This is a genomic window from Pseudomonas sp. LBUM1669 (genome assembly GCF_059695705.1).
Genome location: NZ_CP166784.1, coordinates 1,322,427 through 1,345,376, shown reverse-complemented (window position 1 = coordinate 1,345,376; position 22,950 = coordinate 1,322,427). Strand labels below are relative to the sequence as shown.

The following is a 22,950-nucleotide window of genomic DNA, read 5'->3' as shown; positions in this document are numbered from 1 at the left end:
ATCGCAAAATGTTTTTTTAGTCGTCCGGCTACATGTTCATCGCCAGCAGCCAAAACGGGATTAGCAAGAGGGATAAACGTTACTCAGCCATCATTTTGTCGTAGCGATGTTGGCAGTAACTGCATTTACCCTCGGAGTACAACCGTTCCTCGATGGAGAGTGGCTCCCCACAGTCTTCGCAACTAGAGTATTCCAACTCGCTGAAGCATGCCGCACACTCACCCTCGTCTACCAATAACGCATCCTCTCCACATTCGGGGCAGGTACACGTAACTGGTTCGTCGCCATCCTTAACGCGCCAGTGATTTCTACCCGCCATACGAGCAGAAATAGCCGGCCCAACGACCGCTGCGTATAAAGCCTCCTCCTGGCAACTGCTACAAATAAACGTGATAGCGCCACGCGTAGCTGTTGGATCAGTCACTTTCACCAACCGAGACTCACATTCCGGGCAAACCATAGAATCAATAGATTCGGTTACGGCACCAAAAGGCCAACTGACGGAGTTGAGGTTTTCCTGGCAAGCTCTCAGCTCAGCTTCAAAAACCGCCGTGACACTCAGCATGAGATCCCAACATTCCTGGCCCAGAATATCCACTGGCCGCTCATCCAAGTGTGGCTCACAGAACTGCGTGATAAGGTGCAACGCGTTCGCAACCGCTTCCTTCATGCGCTCGACAGGCAACTGGCTATAGTAATGCTCAATATCGTTGCGAATATCTTGCAGCGCCTTGAGGAGCTTCCAGTCCACTCCAGTAATGCCCAAGGCATTCAGACGCTCAATGATGTCTTGTACTTCTACAGTTTTTTTACCCTTGCCGATCCAAATAACTGCTCCGGTTGTAGGGTCGGTCACTGGGATAACCTTGGTCTTCAAAAGTGCTTCATCTGAATTTTCAGGGCTTAGCTGCTGTAGCTTGTATTTGAATAGCAGCAGGATTCCCGCGTACAGATTGCGAATTGCGGAAAGCACTCTGCGATCATCCTCCTCATGGAAATCCTCCATCCCAACCTGGATGGATTCCACTGCATTCCTTAGCATCGACATACAAGGTTCCTCCCGTTTTTAGCTACTGAGTGTAGCGTGCCGTCGGGGTCATCGGAGCACATATGAGCACCGTTCGCTGGTAGAACAGATCTCGTAGGCGAGGGTTGTGTCGGAAGCGCCCCATACTGACCAATTACTATCCGTCAGATGTCTCAAGTTCGTCCTGCAATTCGAGCCTGGCGATCAAGTATGGGAGAGTCAACGTGCGACTCTAAAATCCAAGGCGCGACATGGAGGGAGCAGATGAAACCTGGGAGGCCGTCGTGGGGTGGCGAGTACTGGATCAACACCGCCAGATCATGAACTGGGATAATGTAGTTTTTGGTTTTGCTCATGGCCTGCGGCATAGACATGCTCATGGTGACACAAAGGCTGCTTGGCTTGCCCAGGGCAGGGTTAGATCTAGCCACGAACAGGCTGACATGCGCATTCGGGCTAATTACCGTTGAGACCACTGTCTCTAGTAAGAAGTCGACGCTTCCAGTCATTTTCACGTTCCAGCATTTGCTCCTTGCCCGTGTGCTTATCTGCAATTTCCAGAATGGAGAAGTGGAACCCGTCTGTGAATATCGTCCCCTTCTCATCTCTCAATGCCTTGAGCCTCTTGTTGCCGCCATGCCCACCCTTTGCGTACTCGCACCACCGGCCCCAGAGCCCTGATTCGCCCGTAGCGCTGCCTACGTACAGCATCTGATGCTCACGGTCGGATATCAGATAAACGCCAGCCACGCTTGACAGAGCAGCCTCCCATGACTGGATGTTCTCCCTAGCGATGATCTTGAGTTCACGAAAGCTGATCTCGACAGATTTGAATCCTGGGAACGGGCCTATGGTCAGAGGTGACGGCAGAATCTGCGAAATAGACATTCTGTCGATGCAATTATGTAGAAGCCGATATGAAGGCCGGTCGGTACGATGGAAGTTGATTATCAGGCGACCCTCAAGCTCCTTGAATTCTTCGAGGCGATTGAACGTGTAGCGAAATTTGCATTTGGTGCTTGGATCACTGATTGGCGTGGCCTTAAGTGAGTCATACGCTCCCACGAACAGCCAGTGCTTTGGGTTGGGCATCTGGATAACAGAAATCAGATACTTGCGCTGAAAATTTCGCTGCATCTGCCAAGACTGCCAGTAATCAAACTTCCCATCCAGGTAGACATCCAAAGGATCAACCTTGCCGTTAAAACATGCCAAGTGGATTTTGGTATGTTTGGGGTCAAACTGGGGAAAAACTGACCCGAGTAACTTCTCGAGCATGCGGTGGGCTCCTGGCGGGCAATAATGTCATGTTGATTATCACGGGCAATATGGTGTCATCCAAGACGAAAATCAATGAGCTTGGTTCGATTGTTTCTGGCTGTTAAGGAGAGCGGCATTCAGCGATAAGCACTTCGCTAACAGTTGCTACTGCCGGTTTCACTTTCTAACGCTACATAGATCAGTTTGTCACCATTCGGAATACAGCATCCTCTCCACTTCTAGCATCATGACGGGGTACCTTTCCAATAGTTCTTTTAGGCTGTTCTGATCTAGCAGCTCTACCGAATTCAACGCAGCATGTTCATGAGCCTGACGATTAAAGAACTGATTCGTGAAGCAAACCTTCTCAAAAACCACGTGGGGGTGGCCACGCCTATAGAAGGCCTCACCTGTCACCACGTCCTTAACGGCCTCCCAGCTCAACATGGCACCGTCCGTGCCGCTGGTTTTTGCCTGCACCAACGGGCCCTTCCCCTCCCTTAGGGCCACCATATCCACGCCGTTGTCGTTGCTACCTGGGGTTCGGTAGCACGAGTAACCGCGCTTAGCTGGCCGACTGAAGCAAGCAAAGCGCAAGAAAGAACGAGCGTGCACAACGCTTATAGTAGGGCGTTACGATTGACTGGTTCACATCCCTGCTCTCACTGAATCCCACGAGAGCCGAGTTTAGTGGATAGAAGTGGATTTCACCTGAGTGATGGCGTTCTGCGCTTGATCTTGTCCGCTTCCTGGAACCAGGGATTTACCATAAGTGCCGTTCACTTGAGCTAAATCCAGAAAACTTGCCACCCATCTAGAAGGAATCCAGCTACGTCTGCACGGGGATCACCAATCGGGCTCTGGCTCTGTACCCAAATGAATAGACATAACCAGCGCACGCCGGTAGTGCAAAGGGGTGGCGTTCAACTCGAGGGACAGAAGTCGGTCAGCCGCACCAACCAAGGCGTCAATCCGCTCGCGAGGCACTGCTACATACGCAACCAGGCGTTTCCCGCTTGCCGTCATAGATCCGATTCCTTTTGGAGGATCTACGTCTTGCATCAATCGAGGATCTGCGTATAGCTGGCATTCGACTTCTGGGTATTTGAAGCTCTCCGGGTAGAGAACTTCGCCCTTCAGCGTCAGGATCATATGTTCATGATAATGACCTTCGTTAGCCCTCAAATTGTTGGGCAGGGCTAGGCTGAGTGACCACGTAAAATCCCACCCGGAAAGCTTAATTTGATAGAGGGCCCGTTGCGTTTCAAGCCTGGGCCGGCCTCGCCGAACGCTAGATTTTTTCTGGGCTGTACGGGTCATAGCGACCTCCACCAGACAAACGACCAGCCTTGTGGAAAGGATGAACAACTCCTCAACTGACCCTCAAAGCATAGCCGTAGTGAGCGCTGGAGCACGATGGGACGTAAACCAATGGAATGGAGGCTGGCCGAAATTTCTCACCCGAAAACGCCAAGCTGCACTTGACGCCTTCGCGACCAATTGTCAGAAGCTTTATGGAACCACAGCGCGCCGATAAAACTGATGACGCTGCCAAGCAATTTTTACGATTTAGGTCTCACTCCGTCACAGGGTGGAACATTCCCCACGCAAATCCATCGAGTGAAAATATCCAATTTGAGGCATAACCACGTGCTGTCGTTGCAGCATAATGCCGCCCAGTATTATTCATAATCGTGCTCCGCACCGCGTCAGCAACCGCCAAGCACTGCAGGGAATTTCAAATAATGTCGCAAGCCTCCAACAACCTGGCCGCCTACATCTGGTCTTTAGCCGATTTACTACGTGGTGACTTTAGGCAAAGCCAGTACGGTCGTATCATTCTGCCGTTCACCTTGTTGCGTCGCCTCGAGTGCGTGTTGGAGGCAAGCAAGACGGCGGTGCTGGCGGAGCATGCACGCGTCCAGCAACTTAATATCTCCGAAGAAGCCCAGGAAAAACTGCTCCTGCGTGCCAGCGGTGGGCTGTCGTTTTTCAATACCTCGAAAATGGATCTGTCCAAGCTCGGTGAATCCGGCATCAAGGGGAATCTGGAGTCCTACCTGCAGGGCTTTTCCAAAGATGCACGGGAGATTTTCGAACACTTCAAGTTCACCGAGTTTCTCGGACAGCTGAACGATGCCAACCTGCTCTACAAGGTTGTCCAGAAGGTACGGAAGACGGACTTAAGCCCTGCGGCTGTTTCCAACCACGACATGGGCTTGGTGTTTGAAGAGTTGATTCGCCGATTTGCGGAAAGCTCGAATGACACCGCTGGGGAGCACTTTACCCCGCGTGACATCGTGCGGCTCACCACCTCCCTAGTGTTTATGGAAGACGATGATGCGCTGACAAAGCCCGGCATCATTCGAACCATTTACGATCCAACAGCGGGTACTGGAGGTTTTCTATCTTCAGGCATGGAATACGTACATGAGCTCAATCCAAAAGCGGTGATGCGCGCCTATGGCCAGGAGCTCAACCCCGAGAGTTACGCCATCTGCAAAGCGGACATGCTGATCAAGGGGCAGGATGTCAGCAACATCAAGCTAGGCAACACCCTCTCGAACGACCAGCTTTACGCTACTGAATTTGATTACATGCTCTCTAACCCACCCTTTGGCGTGGATTGGAAAAGGATCGAGCAAGAGATCAGTGACGAGCACACGCAAAAAGGATTCAGTGGCCGTTTTGGTGCAGGTTTGCCACGAGTCAGCGATGGCTCCTTGTTGTTCCTAATGCACCTGCTCAGCAAGCTACGCGACGGTTCTCAAGGTGGTGGACGGATTGGCATCATCCTCAATGGCTCGCCTTTGTTTACCGGTGGCGCCGGCTCTGGCGAATCGGAGATCCGCCGCTATATTCTCGAAGCCGACTTGCTCGAAGCTATCGTCGCGCTGCCTACCGACATGTTCTACAACACCGGCATTTCGACCTATGTCTGGGTGCTGTCGAACAAAAAAACCCAGGAGCGTAAGGGTAAGGTACAACTGATCAACGGCGTGAACCTTTGCGGAAAAATGCGCAAATCCCTCGGTTCCAAACGCAATGAAATGGACGAAAGAGATATCGCGACGGTGATCCGCGCTTTCGGCAGCTTTACCGCAGTCGACGCTTACGAACTGGACAAACAAGCCGCACAAAAAAGCAGTCGAGGCCGCCAGGCTGCCAACCCGAAAGTTGAGGCAGCCAAGACCTTCGCCAGCAAGATCTTCAACAGCCATGAGTTCGGCTATCGCCGTATCAGCATTGAGCGACCGTTGCGTCTGTCCTACCAGTTCAGTGAGGAGCGAGTGGCCACCTGTCGCTTCGCCCCAGGCCCCCTCAACAGCGCCATGCGCTGGGTCTACCAAGAGTTCAGCGCAGTAGAGGGCGAAAGATGGAGCGACGGCGAAAACTGCAAGCGTTACGGTGAGCTAAGCTCCCATGAAGACTCCATTCGACGTTACTGCAAACTGCACTTCGCCGATCTAAAAGAGAAACACATCAAGGATCTACTCAACAGAACAACGTGGATGGATCAGAAGCGGCTGTTACTCAAGGCGCAAAGCTTGCAGGTCATCATTGGCACTGCTCAGCACGACGACATAAATACTTTTGACGACACGCTCAAGGTTACCTGCAAGCAACAGGGTATTGCCCTGGATGCAAAAGAGAAAAAGCAGATTACCGATGCCGTGAGTTGGAAAAACCCAGAAGCTGAAAAGGTCATCAAGAAAATTCACAAAACTAAAGCCAATCCCCTATATGGCTTGTTTGCCGTCAACGGGGAAGTGCTGGAATACCAAACCGATAGTGACCTACGCGACAACGAAAACGTCGCACTTGACCCGAGTCAGAGCGTTGACGCTCTCAACGAGGCTTATTTCCTTAAAGAAGTACAACCTCACGTCCCTGATGCTTGGATTGATGCGAGCAAGAAAGACACAAAAGATCAGGAAATCGGCATCGTCGGTTATGAAATCCCGTTTAGCCGTCACTTCTACCAGTATCAGCCCCCAAGGGATTTACTGGAGATAGATGCAGATCTTGATGCCGTTACATCTGAAATCATGAAAAAGCTGAAAATGGTGCACTCATAATGGCGGGTAAATATAAGCCTTATCCTGAGTATAAGGACTCAGGCATTGAGTGGCTCGGAGAGATACCTAGTTCATGGAAGGTCAGCCGCTTGAAGTTCATGGCAAAAATAAAGAATGGGCAAGATTATAAAGCTGTTGAAGCCGACGAAGGCTATCCTGTTATAGGATCCGGAGGGCAGTTCACATACGCATCTAAATTTACATACAACCGTGAATCCGTACTTCTTGGTCGGAAAGGTACGATTGATAAGCCATTATACATCAACGAACCATTCTGGACAGTGGACACGATGTACTACACCGAGATAAATAAAAATACTTATCCAAAGTATTTTTATTACTTGGCACTGACAATTCAGTTTGGAAGATATTCAACCAATACAGCTTTGCCAAGCATGACTCAGGAACACCTAAACAACTATTTTTTTGCAACGCCAATTAGTAATACTGAAAAAAAAGAAATTGCCAATTTCCTCGATCACGAAACCAGCAAAATCGATACACTGATCGAAAAACAACGACAGCTTATCCAACTGTTAAAAGAGAAACGTCAATCCATAATTAGCCATGCCGTCACAAAAGGTTTAAACCCCAACGCAAAGATGCGCGAATCGGGGGTTCAGTGGCTGGGCGAAGTTCCGGAGCACTGGGGCATTGGCAAAATTAAAAACTTATCGTCTACTATTTCAAAAGGGACAACGCCATCCACGATGGGGTCAGATTTTGAAACTACTGGAATCCGTTTTCTAAAAGCAGAAAATATTGGAAAAGGATTTTATGTCGCACCACAGCCAGAATTTTATATTTCTGAAAAGACAGATGAGCAACTGATTCGAAGTAGATTGCAAAATAAGGATGTACTTGTAATTATTGCTGGCGCAACAACGGGACTGTCATCAGTAATCACTACTGATTTGTTACCAGCAAACACCAATCAAGCCGTTAGCTTTATACGGCCATTAAACAAAGCGTACTCAGAATACATTTCTTATTGGCTGTCAACTGAGTATGCTCAAAGCAATATATGGCAGGTTGCCGTTCAGGCTGCACAGCCGAATTTATCTATGGAAGCTCTTGGCAATATTTACATTCCAATACCGCCTCAAAAAGAAGTAGAAAATCTCGTCACTGAAATTAATGTAAAACTTTTACAGCTCGCGAGCCAATCTGAGAATGCAGAATTGGCTATCAATTTGATGTGCGAACGCCGTGCGGCCCTAATATCCTCCGCCGTCACCGGAAAAATTGATGTAAGAAGCTGGATTGCTCCAAAAGAAATTGAAGCCAACAAGGAAGAAGCAGCATGAGTGCATTGGGTGGCGGTAAGGCCAACGAGCTGACGTTCCAGAACAACATGCTCAAGCATTTACTGGCCAACGGCTGGCTGCTGGGCAAGGCTGAACATTACAACCGTGAGTTGGCCTTATACCCAGAGGACTTGCTGGGTTTTGTGCAAGACACCCAGCCTGAACAGTGGCAAAAATTCTGCGCGCTCTATGCAAGCAACCCAGAGCACCACTTTCTTGACCGTGTCGCCACCCAACTGAAAAAGACTGACCCCATTGCTGCCAATAAAGACATGCGCACCTTCGGCACCCTGGGCGTGTTGCGCCATGAACTGCGTCACCGTGGCACCCGCTTCAGCCTGTGCCAGTTCAAGCCTGAACACGATCTAAATCCCGACACCTTGGCCCGTTATGCCAAGAACCGCTGCCGTGTCGTCCCCGAGTTGATTTACTCTCCTTGGGCGAACAAAACCCATCTCGAACAAACCGGTAGCAAGGCTCAAGCCTGGCGCATTGATTTGGTATTGTTTGTAAATGGCTTGCCCGTGGCCACGCTGGAGCTGAAGTCCGAATTCAAGCAGGCAGTAAAGAATGCCATTAAGCAATATAAGACCACGCGCTTTGCCACCGACCCAATTACCAAAAAGCCCGAACCGCTGCTGACCTTCAAGCGTGGCGCGCTGGTGCATTTTGCCGTGAGCCAGTACGAGGTCTATATGGCCACGCGGTTGGAAGGCGCGGAGACCTTCTTCCTGCCATTCAACAAGGGCACTACTGTCGGCGGTGCCGGTAACGATGTGCCGGTAGACATTAACCAGTACGCCACCGATTACCTGTGGAACGAGGTCTTGCTGCCCAGCAATCTGCTGTCGATTCTCGGACACTTTGTACATCTGCAAATTGAAGAGAAGGAAGATTGGGAAGGCCGTAAATACAAAAAAGAAAGCCTGATTTTTCCGCGTTACCATCAGTGGGATGTGGTGAATAAATTGGTCACGGCAGCCCGCACTGAAGGGCCTGGCCATAAGTACCTGATTCAGCACAGCGCCGGCTCCGGTAAGTCCAACTCGATTGCCTGGATAGCGCATCAGCTGTCGGCGCTTTACGACGCGCATGGCTGCAAGCAATTCAACTCCGTGATTGTGGTGACGGATCGCACCGTTCTGGATGATCAGCTGCAAGACACCATCAACCAGTTTGAACATGTCGATGGCGCGGTTGGCCGCATCAATAATCAGGAAGGTGATGGCTCGAAATCAGAGAAGCTGGCAGCCGCGTTGGAGAACTCACAGCCCATTATTATTGTCACCATCCAGACCTTCCCCTACGTGCTGCGCGCCATCGAGAATAGCGTCAGCCTGAAAGAACGCAGCTACGCAATCATTGCCGACGAAGCCCACTCCTCGCAAACCGGCTCTACAGCGCGGCAGCTGAAAGAAGTGCTGATGATTGAGGCCAAGGCCAATGGTGAGGACGAACTCAACTCTGAGGACATCCTCGATGCCGCCGTGGCGTCCCGGCGGGCATCAAAAAACCTGAGTTACTTTGCCTTCACCGCCACGCCAAAAACCAAGACGCTGGAGCTGTTTGGCCGTTTGCCCAAGCCAGCTGAGCAACCCTCTAAAACCAATAAGCCCGAGGCCTACCATGTGTACAGCATGCGTCAGGCCATTGAAGAGGGCTTTATTCTGGATGTGCTAAAGAACTACACCAACTACAAAGTGGCCTACAACCTGGCGCAAAAAATCGATAAGGCCGATCAGGAAGTTGAAAGCAAAAAAGCCAAGGTCAAGCTCAACCAGTGGGTGCGCCTGCACGAGTACAACATCGCGCAAAAGGTGCAGGTTATCGTTGAGCACTTCCGCAGCAACGTCATGGGCCTGCTGGGAGGGCAAGCCAAAGCTATGGTGGTCACCAGCTCGCGCAAAGAAGCTGTGCGCTACAAACTGTGCTTTGACAAATACATCGTCGATAAGGGCTACCAAAAAATCCATGCCATGGTGGCGTTCTCCAGTGAAGTGGAATTCACCGAGAAAGACCCCAACGCTGTCGCGCTACTCGGCACCAAATACACCGAAAGCAACATGAACCCAAATCTCAAAGGCCGCGACATGCGCAAAGCCTTTGATAGCGATGATTATCAGGTGATGATTGTTGCCAACAAATTTCAAACCGGCTTTGACCAGCCCAAGCTCTGCGCCATGTACGTGGACAAAAAGCTCGGCGGTGTGGAGTGCGTGCAGACCCTGTCACGCTTGAACCGGACTTATCCGGGCAAGGCGGAAGTCGGCACTTTCATCTTGGATTTCTTCAACGAGCCGCAAGAAATCCTCGACTCGTTCCAGCCGTATTTTCAGACGGCAGTACTGGCGGATGTTTCCAATCCAGACTTGATCTTCGATCTATTTGAGAAGCTCAACGCCGCTGGTATTTATAAGTCGACTGAGGTTGAGCAGTTCTGCGCCGCCTTCTTCGTCAAAAACAAAAGCAATGCGGCGATTGCCAATATTTGCAAGCCAGCGGTAGAGCGCTGGACGAAAAGCTACAAGCAGGCGGTTGAGGCCTACGCGCACTCGAAAGAAATATTTGAGCGGATTAAAAAGACCCAAGATGCTGTGTTGATCGCCAACGCGGAAAACGACCTGAAGGAATGCAAGCAAGCCAAGGACGCCCTCGATATCTTCAAAAAGGATCTGGGCACCTTCGTGCGCTTCTATGAGTTCATGTCGCAGATCGTCGATTACGATGACAAGCAGTTGGAAAAGCTCAGCCTGTACGCGCGAAACCTAAGCCCAATGCTGCGAGAAACCGCTGTGGACGAGGATGATATTGACCTCAACAGTATCGTGCTCAGCCACTACCGCGTTTCGAAAATACGCCAGCAAGACCTGAAGCTAATAGAAGACTCGACCGACCATAAACTGGTACCAGGAGAGGGGCTTGGCTCAGCAACGGCAAAGGACATCAAGGAAGAGCTGCTTTCGCAAATATTAGAAAGGCTCAATGAGCTGTTTGTGACTGATCAACTGACTGAGAAAGACATGGTGAATTACGCCTACACCATCCGCGACAAGGTCAGTGAAAACCAATTGGTCATGCAGCAACTGGCCAACAATACCGCTGAGCAAGCACTGCTAGGTAACTTTGCCAACGCGGTAGATGACGCAATTATGGACAGTGGCGATGCTCACCAGAATCAGATGATGCAATTGTTATCTGACCCAGCCAAAGCCAGTAAATTTGCGAAAGTGGTTTTTGATTTGCTTAACTTGACGGCTTAATAACTGGCTGCCCCGTTTGGAAAGTCGCTTTTTGTGGGAATGTATACCGATCTTCAGACCTTTTGATGTGTCGCCTATGGCGACGATCAAGCGTGATGTCTATTTGTTGCCAGACGAAGGAAAGACCTGGAAAGCCATCGCGCAGGCGGGGAAACGCTATAGGGGCCCAGAGGGTAGAACTGCTGAGTCCTACCCCATAACTATTTATTGGCCCTTAAAGTGAATTACGTTGACAGCCAACGAGTCGGTGTATTGAAAGATCATCCGAACTGATCCATACACCTTCGGATCTAGAGTGTACGCATCCCAACCACCCTTCTTGCCGAGCACTGGAAGCGTCACGGGCCCTTTTGAGTCTACTGGAGCACCAAATTTTTCTCTCACCCAGCTTTGGTTGATCTGCTTGACCAAGGGCTCAGGCAAGGGGCCCTTATATTCTTTGGTGCCCTCAACAGTTTTAAGAAGTGTCACATAGACATGCTGAAGTATCTTCTCTTCAGAAAAGCTCAAGCTCAAACCGTCTTCAACAGCCAAATATGGCTCATTATCACCGTCAAATAAATACTGAAGACTCGTTTTAGGAATAGTACCTTCCGCCAGCAATGTGGAATAGCTCTTACCAATTCTTTTTACGTAATTGTCTACTTTAGTAGTCATTTGTACCATCCCTGCTCTTTATGCAGATTATGCAATTCTTCGCGAGCCTTTTCAATATCACCTTCTGTGTAACCCTCTTCGAGCAATCCTCGCTTGATAGCGTCAAAATTACTATCAACTGCTGCTTTTAGATTTGAGGCGTCGAGTCTTTGCTTGGCTTTTACATTTCGCCCGGCATAAGTCTCGCTATATTTTCTGTGAACCGACTGCGGAATCGCGATACTCGGCGCCTGAGATAGTAGGTATTTAATCTCCTCCGGCGTCACGTTATCGAAGTTATCAACGATATATGTTCTAAGTGCCGCTTGAGAGGTGATATGGTCAATATCAAGCGTATCCTTCACACTTCTGTTGCTCAGATCCTTGTACACCCCAACCTCTAAAGGCTTTACTGCCGGCTTCGCAAAAACAATGTAAAGAGGTGGAATACCTGACTTTGGCGGAAATACCAGGATGCAGTCCTGCCAGGTTATGTCATTTTCGGCGGGATAAATCTCGATCTGGGTATCAATATCCTCGGCTATTGGGTGTACCAATACTTTTGAAAGCTCGTCTGACACACCTGGATACGGCGTTGGAGCAGTAATTACAGGGCCATCATTTGGAGTCCAGATTATAGTGATGCCGCCAACATGCGCTTCAATGTGCAGCTTATCTGCGCTCCAGCTAGCATTCACGACCGGAACACTTGCCATCCCAGAAGCCTGGGCCGTATGTATTCCGTAGACCTGAGCCTCTCCCTTTTCGTCCCTTCGGAACTGGAAGCGAACCCGTGTCGCCGCCTCACTCATAGCCCTCAGTTGCTCCTCGGTGTAAAGACTGCCGTCAGCTACGTCGGCAGGCCAGAACGCTAGGAGTAATCCGCTAGCGACCGAACCAGCTGTCAAAGCGCTGCGCAGGGCCCACCTACCAAGTCCCTCAGTGCCAAGCTGCCCGGAGATTCGACCAAGGTACGTTATGCCACCGGAACCAGCCTCAACACTTGCGGGAGCTCCAACAGCTCCGAGAACCGCGACTTTACCAAAATTATCCGCCGGCTCTTTACCCTTTCCTGCTTCTATCGAGCCTGCAGGAACGGTGCATGATTTCGCGAAAACGCAGAGTTTCGGCGGCTTGTAACCGCTTAGATTATTGGTTGGAATGCCTGCCGTGAATTCGCTTTTATAGGATCCATCGCTGATAGCTTGAGCCCAGATATGGGTCGCGGCCTGGGCTTTGGCGGCAAAATCAGGAGCAATGGCGACACTCACATCTTCAGCGGCCATTGTGCTGGTCTGGGTGGAGATAAGACGGTTGCTACCGAAGGGGCAACCACACTGGACAGCATGGCCATGAGTAGCGATAGCTACGAACTCATCGATGACTGTCGGGTTACCCTCAGCGATAAACCCCATTGAACTGCATTTTGGATACCACACCGGATCACTGATACGCGCCGCTTTTTGATACTAAATGGTGGTGTTCGTGGAGCCCTTGACCACTTTACTGTTGGCGCTGATTGAAACTGCCCCACCGGCTCACTCGAATTTTCTTGCACAGCGACTGCTGGGCCCGGAGCGTCTCCTGGCTCGCATTATATAGGTGGCCACAACTTCTTTGATCGGCGCCATCTCGGTGAGACGCTTCAATAGTACGAATATCCGATGCGCATGATACTGTAGGAAAATTCTGATTTTTTGCTGAGACAACTCCTGCACCAATTTTTATATTGAGGGAATGAAGCGAATCCCGCACCATCCTTGATTCCTGAATCGTTTCAATGGATGGAATTCAAGGCATGCTGGACGCAAACGCAACTCATATTTCCCTCACGCTGGAGGGCATATCTGTTGACCTTCAGGTACTCAGTTTTGTTGGCCGCGAAGCCCTCAATCAGCCGTTCTGCTTTGACATCGAACTGGTCAGTGCCCGTCCCGACCTGAAACTTGAAGAGCTTTTGTACAAGCCGGGTTGCCTGACCTACGGAGCCACCGGCAAAGGCGTCATCCATGGCGTGGTGTATCGCATTGAGCAGGGCGATTCCGGCAAAAGTCTGACCCGCTACAGCATTAGCCTAGTCCCGCAACTCGCCTACCTGCGGCACAACTATGACCAGCAGATCTTTCAGCATCTGACGGTGCCGAAGATTATCGCGCAGGTACTCGAAGCGCGCGGCATTCTGGGCGACGCCTACAGCTTTCAGCTCGGCGCGGTCTACCCCGAGCGCGATTACTGCGTGCAGTACGACGAATCCGACCTGCATTTCATCCAGCGCCTGTGCGAAGAAGAAGGCATTCACTTCCACTTCCAGCACAGCGCCAGCGGCCACAAGCTGGTGTTCGGCGATGATCAAACGGTGTTCCGCAAACTGTCGCCCGTGAGCTACCAGCAAGACTCTGGCATGGCCGCCGACAAGCCAGTGATCAAACGCTTCAACCTACGCCTGGAAACCCGCACCAGCCGCGTCAGCCGCCGCGACTACGACTTCGAAAAACCGCGCATCCTGCCTGAAGGCGCGGCCAAAAGTTCATTCCTGCCAGACCTGGAAGACTACGACTACCCCAGCCGTTTCACCGACCGCGAACGCGGCAAGCAACTGGCGACCCGCGCTCTGGAACGTCATCGCAGCGACTACCAGTTGGCTGAAGGCAAAAGCGATCAACCGATCCTGGTCAGCGGCCATTTCCTGGCCTTGAGCGAACACCCCCGCACTGAATGGAACGACCTGTGGCTGCTGCTGGAAGTCATCCACGAAGGCAAGCAACCGCAAGTGCTGGGCGAAAACACTACCAGCGACGTCACCGATAGCAAGGACGACTTCCACCAGGGCTACCGCAACCGCTTCCTTGCCACCCCGTGGGACGCGCACTACCGCCCTGCCCTCGAACACCCGAAACCCAAGGTAATGGGCAGCCAGACCGCCATCGTCACCGGCCCGCCGGGCGAAGAAATCCACTGCGACCAGTACGGGCGGGTCAAAGTCCAGTTTTTCTGGGATCGTGACGGCCAATCGGACGACAACACTAGCTGCTGGCTGCGCGTCGCCACCGGCTGGGCCGGCAGCACGTACGGAGGCATCGCCATTCCACGCGTCGGCATGGAAGTGCTCGTCACCTTCCTCGAAGGTGATCCCGACCAACCTCTGATCACCGGCTGCCTGTTTCACAAGGAAAACGTCGTCCCCTACGATCTGCCGGCCAACAAAACCCGCAGCACCTTCAAAACCCTAAGCTCACCGGGCGGTAAGGGGTACAACGAGTTTCGTATCGAAGACAAAAAAGGTGCGGAACAGATCTACCTGCATGCCCAGCGCAACTGGGATGAAAACATCGAGCACGACCAGAAGATCCGCGTCGGCAACGAACGCCACGATACCGTCGAAGCCAACACCCTCACCGAACTCAAGGCCGAAGAACACCGTATCACCCATCAGGATCGCAAAACCGAAGCGCGGGCCGATGATCACCTGACGGTTGGGGTGACGCAGCATGTGAAGGTCGGCACGGCGCAGTTTGTTGAAGCGGGGACGGAGATTCACTACCACGCCGGCGACAAGATCGTGGTGGAAGGCGGGATGGAACTGACGGCCAAGGCTGGCGGGAGTTTCGTCAAGGTTGATGCGGGTGGCGTGACCATCAGTGGCGCGCAGGTCAAGACCAACTCGGGTGGTTCGCCCGGTGTTGGTACGGGCATTCAGATATTGGGGCCTGTTTTGCCAGGTCTGGCTGATAAGGACAAGTTCGGGAAATTGCTCGAAAATGCCCCACGCAGTCACAAAGCACGGTATCTGCTTCAGGACGAAAAAACAGGCGAACCGTTAGTAGGAAGCCCTTACACATTGAAGCTGGCCGACGGCACGCGTATTGCTGGTTACACCAACGAAGAAGGAAAGACCTTTCTGGCGCATAGCACCGACCCAACAGAAGTGGAGCTGTTGACGCCAGTTCGTAAGCCAGAGCCTGAAGAACCATTGATCAGGGCGGGTGAAAGTGCTCCAAAGGAAATGACCCTGGACTTCAAAAATGCCAACTCGGAGGGCTGATACATGGCAGTCATGCAACCACCTCAAACGCCGCAGGGCTGCACTAATACCAGCATTGAAGGAACGATCAAACAGGCTCCACTGCCCAACCCGGACAACAAGCCTTACTTGATGGAAAAAGCGAATTACGCTTCGCGGTTTCCGAAGTTGTCTATCAAGAAGGCTAAGGACGGTGGTGTCACAGGTCTGGAGCTCAAACAACTTGTCATGAGTGGGTTGATCCGAGCAGACGAGTATCGCTGGGATTTTCTCTGGGACTATAAAGCGGAAGTATGCTTTGACATGGCATCCCTTCCACCCAAACCATTTCTCAGCTCCTCGTGGTTCGGCGAAGATGAGAAACCCGATCCACTGCGGCGCCATACCTTATTTCCGTTCCCCAAAGGTTCGGTCAAAGGCTTACTGCGACGCCCGGACGTCATCATCGTAAAAAATCGGAGTATTCGCTGGCCGGGACAGGCCGGCCCTGATCATCAGGGTATTGCTCACCCGAATAATCTAGAACGTTTAGTGGAAGTGAAATTTCCAGGGGACGTACTTGGAATGGCTCAAAGGGAGGCCTATCTGGATATCGCAGGGGGGGCGAACCGGTTCTCTGTTTTGGAAATCAGCGACTGCCGCGATGATGGTGATCGTGAACGAGATCGCCAGTACAACAGAGAGCACAAGCCAACGGGAGAATTCAACCCTCTACAATGGCCGGTGTTATTACCCCCCAGAAGCCCTGAAGAGACGCCAAGGCCTGCCCCTGTTCCAGTACCCGCGTATGGCCCCACACCGACGCCCCGGCCTGCCCATGTTGAAAGCTGGACTCAACAGGTTCAGGAGGCCGTGGATGGCCTTCTAGAACAAGGAGCCCAAGGTATTCGGAAACTCTCGCAGGAAGTACAACAACATCTCGAAGACGCTGCAACATGGATCGGTGTTAAAGGTGAATGGGTTCGACGCGAATCACAAAAAGCTTGGGAATGGGTCAGTGAAACGGGGACTCAGGTTATTCGTTGGACAGATGAACAATTGAGAGCCGCCTGGAAAGAAATCCAGCACTTTACAGACATGAACCTCGATATGCTTCGGCGAGTCGATTGGGTGCAAATTTTGATCGATTTGGGGATTTTAGCTGTAGAAGTAGTAATCGTGTTTGCCATCGGAGCAGTCTTTGTAGCAATGGGTATTCCAGCAGCCCTCCTTACCAGTCTGCTGGTTATTGTGCGCTTGGCTCAGGCTTCGTGGCTCTTGTTAGCCAGCATTTTGAGTGGTTTAGCGATTAATGCAGCAGCTGTTGCCGGATAGAAGAGATGACTATGAATGCATTGGAAAAATTGACTAAGCAAGCACCAGATTTAGTCTTTGAGTTGCCGGATAACACGCCAGTGGTCAGGTTGGGGCTGATCGCTACGGTGTATTTCAAAGAAGGTTACTTGCTTGAAAACAAGAAAAAAGTCATGGAGTGCTTCGACCGGTTCAAGAAAGAATTTGGTCAACATCTAAAAGGGCAATTTGATGGTCGCTATAAAAAACTGACCGACGATAGTTTCAAAAAAACGACTCTGAAGATTCTTGAAACTGACTCGAACGAACAATATGAATGGCACATTACCAGTGCTCCGACCGCAAATGAAGCCGCTGAATACAGCCTTTCAGCATTGAACTCCTTCGAAGTCCATGGCGACCAGAAACGCTCTTATCTGAAGATCACTTTGCCTTGGGCTTTTTTGCAGGAAGCTGATGGCGCTGCTCGATATCAGAACTGGCTGGTTTACCTCTCTAACCAGGTTAGGGCCGAACATGGTTATGGCGGCCTTTCCAGCATTCTACCCTATGACTTCGATAGCTACATGCCTATGGAATTTCAGCTTGCTCAGCGGTTCTCCGGACTTGAAGTGGACTCTATGGTGCACAACTTTAAGCGAGAACTGCTTGATCACATTAAGGGCGTGAACTGGTACACCGTTCTTGGAAAGCAATTTGTGGAGCGGATCGGGGGCGAAGACCGACTACGTCATGCTTTTGGTGGGCGTGGCGATGTAGAAGTTTTGAGTTACGAGAACGGACTGATCATCCGTGCGGGTGACCTCCCCCAGTTGGGTGCAGAAAATGAACAGCTTCCCTCTGCCTATGTGGCGGTCAATCGAGTCGTAAAATCGTTGCGCATCCCTAATCCCGATCAACTGCACACCTATTCTCCTTATGGAAACTGCTTCGAAGAAGACAGCACAGCCCGCTGGTACGCTCGCTTCGACCAAGAAGATAGTCAATCAAAAACTCCTGCACGCCTTGAAGCCGGTCAACCGTGCAGCGTGGCAGGTTACTGGTTCAGTCCAGCCCAATCCGACTCCCGACGTTATTTCAATCAGGGAGAAATCCTGCCGAGTTTCAGCGGCTCAAGCTGGGGCGATACGCTTTGGTATTGGTCGGGTGAGAAGTAACGCAATGGTGGTTGCCGGTCAGAAGTCATTTCCGAAGGCTGGCAACGCGTCGCCATACCCGCTAGCGAATTTCTAACGACCTCGTAGGTTGAAATACATGCGAATCAAAGCAGCAAGAGGTTGATCGGGGCGACGCGGTTGCCTGGACTGGCCCCTATCAAACCGGACACCTATACCCCGTTAAATTGATGCCGCTGCCAAGCGCCTAAATTCCCGTGGTGAACGGTATTTCAGCGCGCTGTGCGGATGCTCCTCGTTGTAATGCTCAAAGGCAATCGTCAGGTTGCGTAGTGCCGTTTCCCGGTCAGGTTTGGGCATGTGCGCGACGTAGTCGCGCTTGATCGTTTTGACGAAGCTCTCGGCCATGCCGTTGCTCTGCGGGCTGCGCACTGGTGTCGTCACCGGCTGCAAGCCGATCTGTCGGGCAAACTGGCGTGTCTGTTCAGCGATGTAGGCCGAGCCGTTATCGCTTAACCATTGCACCGGGGTGGCAGGCGGTTCTTCACCGAAGCGTGTTTCCACCGCTTCCAGCATCAGATCGCGGATATCGTCGCCGCTGTACCCGGTCGGGCTGGCCACCCAGCCGATGGCTTCGCGGTCGCAGCAGTCCAGGGCAAAGGTCACGCTCAGCTTGTCGCCGTCTTCACAGCGAAACTCAAACCCGTCTGAGCACCAGCGGGTATCGCTGGAGGCAACAGCGATCCTGCCTTCATGGCGGCGTGCCACGCCGGGTTGTTTAATCCGTCGTTCCAGCAGTAACTGATGATCGCGCATCACGCGATAGACCCGTTTGACGTTGATCGGCGCCTGACTCTGTTGTTCACGCCGACGACGGAGCAAGCCCCACACACGACGGTAGCCATAGCTGGGCAACTCACTGACTTCAGACTGAATCTCTTTGACCAACGCGGCATCGTCCAGCACGCAGCGACGCCTGCCAGGTACCGTTTTAGGATTGAGTCGAGCTGTTAACTGCGAGCGCGCTACACCGAGACTTTCACTGATCAGCTTCACAGGTCGTCCCCCGGCAACAAGGGTGAGTGCGCAATCCATTTTCGCGACCGAGCAATCTCCACGGCTTCCTGAAGGATCTCGACTTGCATGGTTTTCTTGCCCAGCATCCGTTGTAACTCACGGATCTGTTTGAGTGCGTCGGCCAACTCAGATGCCGGCACTACGGTCTCTCCGGCACTGACCGCCGAGAGGCTGCCATTCTGATAAAGCTTGCGCCATTGAAAGAGCTGGTTGGCATTCACGCCATGGCGCCGGGCCACGACCGAAACACTTTGTCCTGGTTGCAGACTCTCGCGAACCATCGCCAGCTTTTGCTCTGGGCTCCAACGGCGACGCCGTTCCTGGCCCAGCAACTCCCCACCCTTATCACTACTATTAGTCATATACATAACCGTTTGCCTATCCCTTATCTTAAGGGGGAAACGGTGTCCTGTCTTTCAGGGGGCTCGTCCATTGCCCAAGCTCATGGTTGTATGCATGCAGAACAGATGTCTAACCCTCGGGATGACTTGTACTCCATTTGTAAGAAATTCAGAGGCAACACCTATGCTCACGCTCAAAACCGACCTAGTTTACTGTCATGGAGTGACTTCCTTGTTTTCAGTGCAACCAGGATAAATTGTGCAGCTTTGCCCATCCGGCATAATGAAGCTGCTGAAGTCCTTGTCGTTGCCATAGCAAAATGCGTACTGATCCTTAAATCCTTTACCCATGCAGCGTTTCCAGCCATTAGGCACTTTGATCCAAGTGTCTCCGATGGCGGGTTTCTCCTCATCAGCCAGATTGATTTTCAACCGTACGGTCTTACCTGGCAGCTGATCCAGGGTAAACGCGGCAGAGGGCTTACCTGGTATTGGCTTTCCAACCAGATCGTATGTTTTACAGTCGAGAAGTTTTGTGAGTCGACGCAAACCACCCGCCGTGCGGAACATCCACTGGCATTGACCAGAAAACTCGCTCTCACCTGATGTGTTGAAGACTCCTTTGTCCATGTTCAAAAGATCCTCGCGCACGGAAATTCCCGCCGAGTCTCTTCCCATGTCTCCGAAATCATCACCATAGGTAGCGTTGATTTCAAGGTCTATCTGACTGATTACCAACTCACAGCCTTTACTGGAGCGCCGTATTTCAATCTGCGAATCCGGCTTGTACTCCTTTCGCCACTCACGGTTGAATTGCGAATCTAGATTGTCGCGCTTACCCAAGTCGCACGTTTGGCCTTTAACGGGCACGTAACTCACCGTCGCGACGTAGGCGAAATTCTTCGGTAGATCCGCAGTAAAGGTGAAGGTGTTCGACTTGTCAGACTCCGTAGCTGTGCAGCCAACCAAAAACATCATGCCCCCCGTAAAAGTCAGACCCAAAACTGCACTCTTCATAAGGTTTCTTCTCTGATCATGTGCAGAGTTTTTCTATGTGTCATGGAGTGACTTCCTTGTTTTCGGTGCATCCAGGGTAAATGGTGCAACTACGGCCATCCGGCATAATAAAACTGCTGAAGTCCTTGTTGTTACCATAGCAAAATGCGTACTGATCCTTGAATCCTTTGCCCATGCAGCGCTTCCAGCCATCGCTTACTTTGACCCAGGTATCCTTCATGTAAGGTCGCTCTTCATCAGCGAGATTGATTTTCAACCGTACGGTTTTCCCAGGGAGTTGATCCAGGGTATAGGCGGCAGAGGGCTTACCTGGTATTGGCTTTCCAGCCAGATCGTATGTTTTACAGTCGAGAATTTTTGTCAGTCGACGCAAACCACCCGCCGTGCGGAACATCCATTGGCATTGGCCGGAAAACTCGCTCTCACCAGCTGCGTTGAAGACTCCTTTGTCCATGTTCAAGAGATCCTCGCGCACGGAAACTCCCGCCCAGTCTCTTCCCATGTCTCCGAAATCATCACCATAGGTAGCGTTGATTTCCAGGTCTATCTGATCGATCACCAACTCACAGCCTTTACTGGAGCGCCGTATTTCAATCTGCGAATCCGGCTTGTACTCCTTTCGCCACTCACGGTTGAATTGCGAATCTAGATTGTCGCGCTTACCCAAGTCGCACGCTTGGCCTTTAGCGGGCACGTAACTCACCGTCGCGACGTAGGCGAAATTTTTCGGTAGATCCGCAGTGAAGGTGAAGGTGTTCGACTTGTCAAACGCGGTGGCCGTACAGCCAACCAAAAGCGTCATACAACCCGTAAAAGTCAGGCCCAGTACTGCACTTTTCATAAGGTTTCGCCTCTTGCCATGTGCAGATTTTCTCTATGCGTCATGGGGTTGTTTCCTTATTTTCGTTACAGCCGGGGTAGATGGTGCAACTACGGCCATCAGACATTTTGAAGGTGCTGAAATCGACGTGATTACCTGAACAAAAGGCGTCCTCATCCTCAAACCCCTTACCCATACAGCGTTTCCAGCCACCTGAAACCTTGACCCACGTAGAGGCTGACTGGAACAGATTGAACTGTTGGGAGCATCTACATAAGCAGGCAAACTAACTCTAGAATCAACGTACGTTAATCAGTAAAAAGGCCCTTCTCGGGCCTTTTTTTGTACTCAAACAAAACTCACTTGGTCAGCCAGGACTCAACGGTGTCTGAACCGTATTTCGCTTTCCATTCCTTCAGAGTTTTGTGATTGCCGCCTTTGGTTTCAACGACTTCGCCAGTGTGCGGGTTTTTGTAGATCTTCACTTGGCGTGGCTTGCGACTGCCGATTTTAGACTCGACGACTGGAGCGCGACGACCAGCTTGAGGATCAAGCAGAGCAATCACTTTCGGCAGGCTGTAACCGTATTCGGCAAGCAATCCGCGCAGCTTCGTTTCGAAATCGATTTCCTGCTGGAGGCCAGCATCACTCTTCAGCGCTTCCAGGGCTTGGAGTTGTTCGGCAAGGTGTTTTTCGAGCTGGCGGAATTCTGCGAGTTTGGACATGGGAGGTCTCGGCTTAATAAGTTCTCTAACGTTACACCAAAACTGCGATTTTAATGAAGTCATTATATTTGTGATTAGACACAAAATCGCAGTCTAGTGGTACTTAAAAAGCGTACCGTCCAGCGTTCACCCTCATGGTTAAAAGTACAAAGGTGGTGTCGACTTGCTTAGGAAAATGCGAAAATTTCCGCACTTGAACAGGTCAATGTCTAAGGGACTAGGAAATGGAATACCCAAAACGCAGCATGCATGGCGACGCTGGCGAATATCTGATGGCGTACACCTTCACGAAGCTTTTTGGTTGGCCATGCCGGCTCTACGGCGTGGACATCGGCGTTGACGGTGAAACCGAGGTGATGAACGCAGCGGGAAAATCCGATGGGGACATCATAAAAATTCAGGTCAAAAGCTTTGACACTATGAGGGGGACACTTTTCTCTGTCTATGTGGATGAACGTCACATCCAATACTGGAAGCGCTTTTGCTTGCCAGTAATTGTCTGCGCCGTCGATCTTTCCACTGAAAAGGTCTACTGGAAACAGATTACTGCCACAGAGGCCTATGCCACAACAGGTGAATCCAAGAAGGTGACCTTCGATTTGACGAAGGACGAGCTCACACATGCCAGCAAAATACAACTCGAACGCCTGGTGCTACCTGAGGATGCGAAGTCGCTTGAGCCGCTCATGGCGGAATTAATGGAGAAGTCCCAGCGCATTCAGCAAGAGATTCACCACTATGATTATGAAGGTATTGATGAAACTCTTGCCTACTGCAAGGAGTTGGAACAAATCATCAGCAAAATCGAGCCAATCGTCCTCCATTTCCCTTGGAGATTGAGTGCCGTAGGGTATGGTGCTCTTAGGTCAATCAAGCACAATGTCCGCATTACACAGAATAATGCAAACCATGATTTCGTATCGATGGCGAACGGGGGCTGACCTTCTTTTCTCAGAAAAAGTAAGTTCTGAG

General features: G+C 51.3%; 17 protein-coding genes and 1 pseudogene. 7 read left to right on the top strand and 11 right to left on the bottom strand.

Annotation, left to right across the window (positions count from 1 at the left end; translation table 11 throughout):
- Nucleotides 1-79: 79 nt before the first annotated feature.
- The 4 genes from ACA051_RS06075 to ACA051_RS06060 form a co-directional block, all read right to left on the bottom strand.
- Nucleotides 80-1,027 carry a hypothetical protein gene (locus ACA051_RS06075; RefSeq protein ID WP_497373934.1) on the bottom strand — a complete coding sequence of 316 codons (948 nt, stop codon included), beginning with the start codon at nucleotides 1,025-1,027 and terminating at the stop codon, nucleotides 80-82.
- A 456-nt stretch (nucleotides 1,028-1,483) separates the two neighbouring features.
- A complete protein-coding gene (locus tag ACA051_RS06070) occupies nucleotides 1,484-2,305 on the bottom strand; it encodes a GIY-YIG nuclease family protein (RefSeq protein WP_497373932.1) in 822 nt (273 codons plus the stop codon).
- 189 nt (nucleotides 2,306-2,494) lie between these two features.
- Nucleotides 2,495-2,800, bottom strand: a complete 306-nt coding sequence (locus ACA051_RS06065) for a hypothetical protein (RefSeq protein ID WP_497375515.1) — start codon at nucleotides 2,798-2,800, stop codon at nucleotides 2,495-2,497.
- A 333-nt stretch (nucleotides 2,801-3,133) separates the two neighbouring features.
- Entirely contained in the window at nucleotides 3,134-3,607 is a 474-nt protein-coding gene (locus ACA051_RS06060) for a hypothetical protein (RefSeq protein ID WP_497373931.1), read from the bottom strand.
- Between the two features lie 422 nt (nucleotides 3,608-4,029).
- Here ACA051_RS06060 and ACA051_RS06055 point away from each other — a divergent pair, with 422 nt between their 5' ends.
- Genes ACA051_RS06055 through ACA051_RS06045 form a run of 3 tightly spaced genes read left to right on the top strand, consistent with a single transcriptional unit; the run spans nucleotide 4,030 to nucleotide 10,933 of the window.
- On the top strand, nucleotides 4,030-6,366 hold the full coding sequence (locus ACA051_RS06055) for a type I restriction-modification system subunit M (protein WP_497375513.1): 2,337 nt from the start codon (nucleotides 4,030-4,032) through the stop codon (nucleotides 6,364-6,366).
- Nucleotides 6,366-7,673, top strand: coding sequence for a restriction endonuclease subunit S (locus ACA051_RS06050; protein ID WP_497373930.1), 1,308 nt, complete (start codon nucleotides 6,366-6,368; stop codon nucleotides 7,671-7,673). The genes ACA051_RS06055 and ACA051_RS06050 overlap by 1 nt, the downstream gene beginning before the upstream one ends.
- On the top strand, nucleotides 7,670-10,933 hold the full coding sequence (locus tag ACA051_RS06045; protein ID WP_497373928.1) for a type I restriction endonuclease subunit R: 3,264 nt from the start codon (nucleotides 7,670-7,672) through the stop codon (nucleotides 10,931-10,933). The genes ACA051_RS06050 and ACA051_RS06045 overlap by 4 nt, the downstream gene beginning before the upstream one ends.
- Nucleotides 10,934-11,137: 204 nt before the next feature.
- On the opposite strand, the gene ACA051_RS06040 is transcribed toward ACA051_RS06045, so the two are convergent.
- The 3 genes and pseudogenes from ACA051_RS06040 to ACA051_RS06030 form a co-directional block, all read right to left on the bottom strand.
- Nucleotides 11,138-11,590, bottom strand: coding sequence for a DUF6392 family protein (locus tag ACA051_RS06040; RefSeq protein ID WP_497373927.1), 453 nt, complete (start codon nucleotides 11,588-11,590; stop codon nucleotides 11,138-11,140).
- Nucleotides 11,587-12,984, bottom strand: coding sequence for an S-type pyocin domain-containing protein (locus ACA051_RS06035; RefSeq protein WP_497373926.1), 1,398 nt, complete (start codon nucleotides 12,982-12,984; stop codon nucleotides 11,587-11,589). Before ACA051_RS06035 ends, ACA051_RS06040 begins: the two co-directional genes overlap by 4 nt.
- A gap of 94 nt (nucleotides 12,985-13,078) precedes the next feature.
- A pseudogene (locus ACA051_RS06030) lies at nucleotides 13,079-13,215 on the bottom strand (DNA polymerase V subunit UmuC); the annotation flags it as partial.
- A gap of 152 nt (nucleotides 13,216-13,367) precedes the next feature.
- Here ACA051_RS06030 and ACA051_RS06025 point away from each other — a divergent pair.
- Genes ACA051_RS06025 through ACA051_RS06015 form a run of 3 tightly spaced genes read left to right on the top strand, consistent with a single transcriptional unit; the run spans nucleotide 13,368 to nucleotide 18,040 of the window.
- Nucleotides 13,368-15,611, top strand: coding sequence for a type VI secretion system Vgr family protein (locus ACA051_RS06025; protein WP_497373925.1), 2,244 nt, complete (start codon nucleotides 13,368-13,370; stop codon nucleotides 15,609-15,611).
- Nucleotides 15,612-15,614: 3 nt separating this feature from the next.
- Complete coding sequence (locus tag ACA051_RS06020; protein ID WP_497373924.1) at nucleotides 15,615-16,904, top strand: VRR-NUC domain-containing protein; 1,290 nt, start codon at nucleotides 15,615-15,617, stop codon at nucleotides 16,902-16,904.
- A gap of 11 nt (nucleotides 16,905-16,915) precedes the next feature.
- Nucleotides 16,916-18,040, top strand: a complete 1,125-nt coding sequence (locus tag ACA051_RS06015; RefSeq protein WP_497373922.1) for a type VI immunity family protein — start codon at nucleotides 16,916-16,918, stop codon at nucleotides 18,038-18,040.
- A 180-nt stretch (nucleotides 18,041-18,220) separates the two neighbouring features.
- Here ACA051_RS06015 and ACA051_RS06010 read toward each other — a convergent pair.
- The 4 genes from ACA051_RS06010 to ACA051_RS05995 all read right to left on the bottom strand — a co-directional run bounded on the left by ACA051_RS06010 (nucleotide 18,221) and on the right by ACA051_RS05995 (nucleotide 21,978).
- A protein-coding gene (locus tag ACA051_RS06010) for an IS3 family transposase (RefSeq protein WP_497372983.1) occupies nucleotides 18,221-19,437 on the bottom strand; the annotation gives its coding sequence in 2 pieces (ribosomal slippage) (nucleotides 18,221-19,092 and nucleotides 19,092-19,437; 1,218 coding nt in all).
- Between the two features lie 195 nt (nucleotides 19,438-19,632).
- Nucleotides 19,633-20,433 (bottom strand): hypothetical protein, encoded by an 801-nt coding sequence (locus ACA051_RS06005; RefSeq protein WP_497373920.1) that lies wholly within the window; start codon nucleotides 20,431-20,433, stop codon nucleotides 19,633-19,635.
- A gap of 40 nt (nucleotides 20,434-20,473) precedes the next feature.
- Nucleotides 20,474-21,274: a hypothetical protein gene (locus ACA051_RS06000; protein WP_497373918.1), complete on the bottom strand. Its 801-nt coding sequence runs from the start codon at nucleotides 21,272-21,274 to the stop codon at nucleotides 20,474-20,476.
- 338 nt (nucleotides 21,275-21,612) lie between these two features.
- Complete coding sequence (locus tag ACA051_RS05995) at nucleotides 21,613-21,978, bottom strand: histone-like nucleoid-structuring protein, MvaT/MvaU family (protein WP_497373916.1); 366 nt, start codon at nucleotides 21,976-21,978, stop codon at nucleotides 21,613-21,615.
- A 224-nt stretch (nucleotides 21,979-22,202) separates the two neighbouring features.
- Here ACA051_RS05995 and ACA051_RS05990 point away from each other — a divergent pair, with 224 nt between their 5' ends.
- On the top strand, nucleotides 22,203-22,919 hold the full coding sequence (locus ACA051_RS05990; protein ID WP_497373914.1) for a DUF4365 domain-containing protein: 717 nt from the start codon (nucleotides 22,203-22,205) through the stop codon (nucleotides 22,917-22,919).
- The last annotated feature ends 31 nt before the right edge of the window (nucleotides 22,920-22,950 follow it).